Here is a 5148-nt window from a genome sequence, read left to right as displayed (position 1 = left end):
AATTTTAGGATCACTCGCCTTAAGAGCCTGAGCGAAAGCGATTCCTATGCAATATTACGCCCGCAACACAGGAAATTCAGGTACTTGCCGCACAACCGCAAAGTTGCGGCGACCCGCAGGCCTACTTCCATATTCCCATGCGTGCTTTGGAATTCGTGTAACCGCAACATGCTTACTTGAAGTGAGATATGGCTCCATCAATGCCGTATTTTTTGATAACGCCGTCGACTACTGATCTCTGGTTTATTGCAACACTTGTGGAATTATTGAAGCGAATGTCGCGTACTTTTGGTTCTGTGGCACCAACAACATGAAATTCCAAAACTACAAAGTCATCTTTCTGTTCTGGATTGATGAACCTCACTCGCACTGCGTATTCCCCGCTATCTTGCTCACGAACAGACATTATCTTCATTCTGTAGTGTGCAAAAGTTCTTAACTGTGTTACGTACACATTCTTTATGTAACGCCCATATCTGTCCGAAAACACCGCTCGCTGCTCCGCTGATGCTTCTTTCCAGTATCTGCCCATTACAAACTTCGATAATTCTTGAAAATCTAGAACCTTGTGCACAGCTTCCTCAAGCCGCCGATCAACATCCGTGTTTTCCTGAACTATGGCGTAAACTTCAGTTTTGAGTTCTTGAACAAAGTTACAGATGCCTACATGCTGGGTGCACGTATTTAAGCTGTTCGAAAAAGCGGAAAGAAACACAAATGATATTGCAGCAAAAAACAAGCTGCTAACAGTAGCATATAGTTTGCGCATGCCCTTATCCTCCAGTGCGTGAAACTATGCTAATGAGCAGTACTTATCTGAACATTAACACTGCGTTATTCTGGTGACTCAACGTTCGCATCAGAGCACTCACCAGTCTCAACTTCTATGGTTATGTGCGTTATCCCAAAACGCTCTCGCAAAAGCTTTTTGATTGTTTTAACAACAAACAATGGTTGGCTATGAGCGCCTTCTGTACCAGAAATCTTCACGTGCATTGTCATTATTGGGTAATCTGCCGTCAGGGACCATAGGTGAACGTGGTGTACATCAATAATGCCCGCCACAGACGACAGGATGTGTGTTTTTACATCCTCTATATCTATATCGTAGGGCTTTCCTTCTAGCAGAATGTTACTAGAGTTTTTTACAACTCTGAAAGCGCTGTATACCATTATGAAACTGATAGCAACCGTAAGCAGTGGATCTATCAGCTGCCAGCCGCTTAGCTGAATCACTATGGACGAAACAATCGCTGCAACTGATCCAAGCAGATCCCCTACTACGTGTAGAAGGGCGCTTTGCACATTTAGGTTGCACTCATTTTTTCTATACATTATGAAAAACACTGCAACATTAGCCACAAATCCAAACACCGCTACGTACAGCATTAGCTGCCCATCGACCTCCACGGGGTCTATAAACCTATGTATAGCTTCAACCGTCATCAATGCCGCAATGACGAGTAATGAAACCCCGTTTACAAACGCAGCCATAACCTGAAATCTGTGATACCCATACGAACGTTGCGTATCCGCACTCTTCGTAGTTAATCGAAAGGCTACACAGCTAAGAATTAGTGCAACAAGATCGGTAAGTACATGGCCAGCATCAGAGAGAAGTGCCAAAGAATTTGACACCACTCCGCCGATAGTCTCGGCTATCAGAGTGAATGAGATAACTACTATTGCCACAATCATGCGTACGTGCATGCCGGAAGAGTACTGACTATCGCAACTGGTCATGACGCACCATAATATGAGTGGGTAATACTGGACTCGAACCAGTGGCCTTTTGCACGTCAAGCAAACGCTCTACCACCTGAGCTAATCACCCGATAATCGTATGATAGGATATATCAATAGAATGTCAATTTTGCTCTAGAGCCAACTTTATAGCATACGACACAAAAAATATACTGATGGGTATAAGGCACATAATTCCCATTCCTAACAGTACCATGATATACCCGTTGGGAGCGGCTTCTATGTTTTGCAGTGCCTGCAGAAAAATGTGGAAATATATAACTACCGGAACAACAATCGGGAATATAAGCAACTGCGCTATTACAAGCCCTCCTTCTCCGCCAAGGACCAGGGTATGCCCAACGGCTGACATGAAATTCACTACAAGTAACGACGCCGCAAGAGCTGCACCTAGCATCAACGCGTGAGACATTGTGCCGCCCAGAACTATGCAGTCAGTCACAATTGCAACGATGCTTATGGGCACCGCTACACACACCCAGTGTGCAAGAATCTTCAAAAATACTATCACCTCCGGGAGATCCGATTGTATAAGTATTTGCTCAAGCGCGCCGCTATTGTACTCTTCTTCAAATGCAGCTCGAATGGATATCTGCATAACAGAAACACTGCACACCCAGAAAAGACATGGCATAACCTTCACAGTGCACTCTGCAGGTAATACAAACAATGCGGTTCCGATAACCACAGTGAATAGAACCGCAACATGAGCGGTACTACCGCTTTTGCACGCGAATACTCGCAATTCTTGCAAGAACGTTCTGAAATACGACACGCTAGTAAAATATCATCACGCTTTTTTGCAGCATAGTAGTACACCAAATATTAATCAAGCATTCTTAGGATCTGTGACGCAGTTGTGACTAACTCGGGAGGGCGTGGTGTTACCGGAAGACTATATAGCTGATGATGAGGATGACGAAAACTACATGAACCCCAGGCAGCTGGAGTATTTCAGAAAGCAGCTTATTGAGTGGAGAGAAACGCTGAGGAGAGAGTCTGAGGAAAAAACCAAAGAAGTTCTCCAATCGCATGTGGATGCCGATTTAACTGACATGGCCACAAGGGAGTACGATACCGATCTCACGTTGCAGGCATGCAATCGTAATGACGAGCTTGCACTTGAAATAGACAAGGCACTGCAGCGGATAGATACAGGACTGTACGGTTATTGCGAAGAAACTGGAGAAAAGATCGGTATTGGTAGGCTCAAAGCGAATCCTGTAACTTTGTATTGCATAGAGGAACAGGAACGTCGTGAGCGTAGGCAAAAGCTGTATAATACCGGCGATGACGACGAAGATGATTTGTAGAGTTTTGAAGGTGTAGTTCACAGCTTACATTCACCTTGTGGTTCCAAGAAGATCCGTTCAAACGTTTATGCGGCTCCTTTCATACTCAGTACTAGCGCCGTGTTCCCGCGTTTAAGCATACTTGTGTTAATACGCGCAACACATGGGTACAAAATTTATTATATCCTACACTGCGTGATTTGAAATCGCCCTACTGCGCAAACGGTGATAGCCACTTACGCCATATGCCAGTACTTTTGGGGATTACATTAATTCCTGCATTGTAACTCATACTACGCAGCTGTTCCGGTAGGTAAAATTTTCTCCAAGTAGCCGCAGGCTGATGCACTAAACGCTGCTGGATATTTGTACTGTGGCTACTTTACGCTCGCAATGCGACACGGATAGACACTATACGCACGCTGCGAATGCAGGTACTAGTTCCTGGCTACTTGCTCGCGTGCTTGGTGTTAGCGAGTCGAGTATTTACACACGTCGACAAATACATGGCCGCTAGCGCATATAGCAAATTTTCTGACTCGTTAGCCTGCGGGCTTCAGCGCTTCGTAGTCACAGCACATGGATGCCAGGATTCATACGGATGCAATGCTAACATCATACGTCGAAGTACCGTTACCACAACATGTGCATCTACGAAACCGTAGCCTGTTCGTGTTGCGGATACTTCAGCTCCAGTATGCACCACGTGTCGCACAAACCTGTACTATCAACAACAGAGGTACGTGTGCATTCGTGGCACGCAACAAGTCTTACAAGTCCTCCCAGCCGTACTGTCCGGTTTTTATAGCTTGACCAGAGGATTTTTATCTAGCTTTCTTACTTCTTTAATTTTGCCTTACATTGCAAAAAGACACGGTACACTACGCAAAACTACAATGAGTTTAAGGGGCCTTACAGCTTGCGCATTAGCACCAATTCTTCTAGAATGCGCAGATACTGGGATTGCTGTTATATGCACAAATAGCAAGGCTATGCCCTCTGTGTGCATGATGGGATAGTGGCGACTCATGCAGATACTAGGGTCTTGTTGTTGGGTTCGATCTTATGAAACAAAGTGAAGGGTTCTGGAGTAGTTTACAGAAGAGTCTTTGCAAGACATCATCAAAGTTGAGTGAAGGTATTCGTAGCATCTTCAAGGGAGGTGCAAAGGTCGATCATGCGACGTTAAAATCCTTGCGAGAATTGTTAATTTCAACTGACATGGGTACTGAAGCAGCAGCGTTTTTTACGGAACGGGTAGCTTCTATGCAGTTTAGTGACGCAGTGGAAGACGAAATTAAGCAAGCGTTGGCCAAGGAAATAGAAAGTTTCTTGCAAGACAAAGCTAGGCCCATAACAACCAAGCACACCCCACACATTATACTGTTGTGCGGCGTTAATGGCAGTGGCAAGACCACTACTATAGCTAAGCTTGCGCGTAAATTTCAAACTGAAAACAAGACAGTTTTGTTTGGCGCGTGCGATACTTTTCGTGCAGCTGCCGTTGAGCAATTATCGATTTGGGCTCATAGGCTCTCGTGTCCAATAGTTGCCGGGGAGCTTGGTGCTGATGCGGCTAGTGTTGCATACCGGGCTGTGCAGCAGGCTATCAACGACGGCGTGGACGTCGTTCTGATAGATACCGCTGGTAGACTACATAATAACAAAAATCTGATGGAGGAACTTGCCAAGGTGTGCCGTGTCATACGCAGGCACGACGAAACTGCGCCACATGATATTGTCTTAGTATTGGATGCTACCATTGGGCAAAATACCTTTACTCAGGTTGAGACATTTTCTAAATTTGTGACCATCAGCGGTGTTATACTGACAAAGCTGGACGGAACTGCCAAAGGCGGTATCCTCCTAAGGATAGCACAAAAGTACGACATGCTTTTACACGCTGTAGGTACGGGGGAAGGCATTGATGATTTTGCAGATTTCTCTGCGAAAGAATTTGCTAAAGGTCTGCTGGATATTTGACCGCCGCTCCAGACGTTGCAGCAGCAACATATAAACAATTTTTACTGGAATACGCAGGATCCGAGGATAGGTTTTAAGGATAATATGCTTATAGCTATGGAGGGAAGCG

Annotated in this window: 5 protein-coding genes and 1 tRNA gene; 2 read left to right on the top strand and 4 right to left on the bottom strand. The window is 45.1% G+C overall.

Features of this window, described 5'->3' with window-relative positions; translation table 11 throughout:
* Positions 1-172: 172 nt before the first annotated feature.
* The 4 genes from PGW94_RS04325 to PGW94_RS04310 form a co-directional block, all read right to left on the bottom strand.
* Positions 173-769: a phospholipid-binding protein MlaC gene (locus PGW94_RS04325; RefSeq protein ID WP_271759002.1), complete on the bottom strand. Its 597-nt coding sequence runs from the start codon at positions 767-769 to the stop codon at positions 173-175.
* Positions 770-834: 65 nt separating this feature from the next.
* On the bottom strand, positions 835-1743 hold the full coding sequence (locus tag PGW94_RS04320; protein ID WP_271759000.1) for a cation diffusion facilitator family transporter: 909 nt from the start codon (positions 1741-1743) through the stop codon (positions 835-837).
* Between the two features lie 18 nt (positions 1744-1761).
* A tRNA-Val gene (locus tag PGW94_RS04315) sits at positions 1762-1834 on the bottom strand.
* 33 nt (positions 1835-1867) lie between these two features.
* Positions 1868-2539, bottom strand: a complete 672-nt coding sequence (locus PGW94_RS04310; protein ID WP_271758997.1) for a heme exporter protein CcmB — start codon at positions 2537-2539, stop codon at positions 1868-1870.
* Positions 2540-2693: 154 nt separating this feature from the next.
* Here PGW94_RS04310 and PGW94_RS04305 point away from each other — a divergent pair, with 154 nt between their 5' ends.
* A complete protein-coding gene (locus tag PGW94_RS04305) occupies positions 2694-3077 on the top strand; it encodes a TraR/DksA family transcriptional regulator (protein ID WP_333939460.1) in 384 nt (127 codons plus the stop codon).
* A gap of 1044 nt (positions 3078-4121) precedes the next feature.
* Positions 4122-5039, top strand: coding sequence for a signal recognition particle-docking protein FtsY (gene ftsY / locus PGW94_RS04300; RefSeq protein ID WP_271758993.1), 918 nt, complete (start codon positions 4122-4124; stop codon positions 5037-5039).
* Positions 5040-5148: the final 109 nt, after the last annotated feature.

It is taken from the genome of Candidatus Anaplasma sp. TIGMIC (assembly GCF_028204095.1).
Taxonomy (GTDB): Bacteria; Pseudomonadota; Alphaproteobacteria; order Rickettsiales; family Anaplasmataceae; genus Anaplasma.
Note: the sequence above shows the minus strand (reverse complement) of the source record. Positions and strands in the feature narration are given on the sequence as shown.

Bases quoted from the DNA above. Each gene is read 5' to 3' on its own strand.
- PGW94_RS04325 (WP_271759002.1), bottom strand. From the start codon at position 769: ATGCGCAAACTATATGCTACTGTTAGCAGCTTGTTTTTTGCTGCAATA.
- ftsY (WP_271758993.1), top strand. From the start codon at position 4,122: ATGAAACAAAGTGAAGGGTTCTGGAGTAGTTTACAGAAGAGTCTTTGC.
- PGW94_RS04305 (WP_333939460.1), top strand. From the start codon at position 2,694: ATGAACCCCAGGCAGCTGGAGTATTTCAGAAAGCAGCTTATTGAGTGG.
- PGW94_RS04320 (WP_271759000.1), bottom strand. From the start codon at position 1,743: ATGACCAGTTGCGATAGTCAGTACTCTTCCGGCATGCACGTACGCATG.